The sequence below is a fragment of the Rothia sp. (in: high G+C Gram-positive bacteria) genome (genome assembly GCF_030540545.1).
GTDB lineage: Bacteria > Actinomycetota > Actinomycetes > Actinomycetales > Micrococcaceae > Rothia.
In genome coordinates this window covers 1-1,327 of sequence record NZ_JAUNVZ010000051.1, presented here as the reverse complement: position 1 = coordinate 1,327, position 1,327 = coordinate 1, and the positions used below count along the sequence as shown (strand labels likewise).

The 1,327-nt window shown below is 56.6% G+C and carries 1 protein-coding gene; it reads left to right on the top strand.

Features of this window, described 5'->3' with window-relative positions; all coding sequences use genetic code 11:
* The coding region (locus Q4P78_RS08850) for a family 20 glycosylhydrolase (protein ID WP_303340008.1) at positions 1-1,327 on the top strand (1,327 nt) is incomplete at both ends.

The window sequence follows — 1,327 nt, the reverse complement described above, 5'->3', positions numbered from 1 at the left end:
ACCAAGACCTCTGCCTCGGTGTGCAGGGTAACCTCTGGGCAGAGACCTTGAACGATAGCGAAGAGCTGGAGTACCAGTTACTCCCCCGCTTGATGGCCCTTGCCGAAATCGGTTGGCGTCCCGCATCGCAGAAGAACTGGATGGACTTCCTCATGCGTATGCAGCCTCACGGCGCTATCCTCGACTCGCTCAACTATACCTACGCTAAGCACTTCTTCTTTGAGGAAGAGAAGACCGCACAGCAGACGGCCATCGCCGAGGCTGAGCGCGTGCTGAAGCTCTCTAAGCCCGGTAAGGTGGGTTATGCCAGCCAGGAGGCTTACGATGCACTGACCGCTGCACTCGCTACGGCCAAGGGCGCTGCCGAGTCTGATGAGGCTACCCAGACACTCAACACGGCCATTGAGACCTTTAAGACTGCGCCCATCGTGCAGCCCGTTGAGGGCAAGGCTTATCAGATAGTCTCTGCCTCTACTTACTACTCCCAGCAGTACAATGGCTCCACACTCTACGAGAAGGACGGCTCCGCCCGCTTCCACTACACCCCGCAGGTAGAGCCTGAGGAGGTTTGGACCTTCGTCAAGAGTGGTGACGGCTTCGTCATCAAGAACTACATGACGGGCAACACCATCGCCCTGCCGACCTACAATCAGAACGTGACGGTAACGGCCGATGCCTCTACCCCCATCCGCATCGACAACACCCGTGTGAAGAGCACCCTGCGTGGCGCTACCGACTTCATCCCCGGTGCTGTGCTCATCTCGGCAGTAGATGGTTATACCGCTGAAGCTACCGGCAACGTGGCTCGCCTCTGGGCCAACAAGGACGGCTACATCAAGTCCTTCAACGACCCGACGGTAGCTTACCAAGGCACGTGGCGTATTGAGGAAATTGAGGACTTCAAGGCTCAGCTCCAGGGCTTGGTCAACAAGGCCGAGCGCATCGTAGAGAACGGTACGACTGGTGACTATAACGAACCGACCGAAGAGGCACTGGCTTACCTGAACACCGAAGTGGTAGAGGCCGGTAAGAAGGCTATCGAAGCCGGCCTAGTAAGCGAAGAGACCTACAAGAAGGCTGTTGCAGCTTATGAGGAATACCTCGGTATGCCCCGCAAGCAGATATATGACGCGCTGGACGAGAATGCAGTCTACACCATTAACTGTACGTACAGCAGTTGGTCTGCTCGCACCTACGCTACGGCCAACAATGGTGAGGTGAAGCCTGCCGCGCTGACGAGCGGTGAGCCGAAGCAACTCTGGTACATCAAGAAGATGGATGGCGGTAAGATTAAGCTCTACAACAAGGCCACCAACCAGGCTGCATA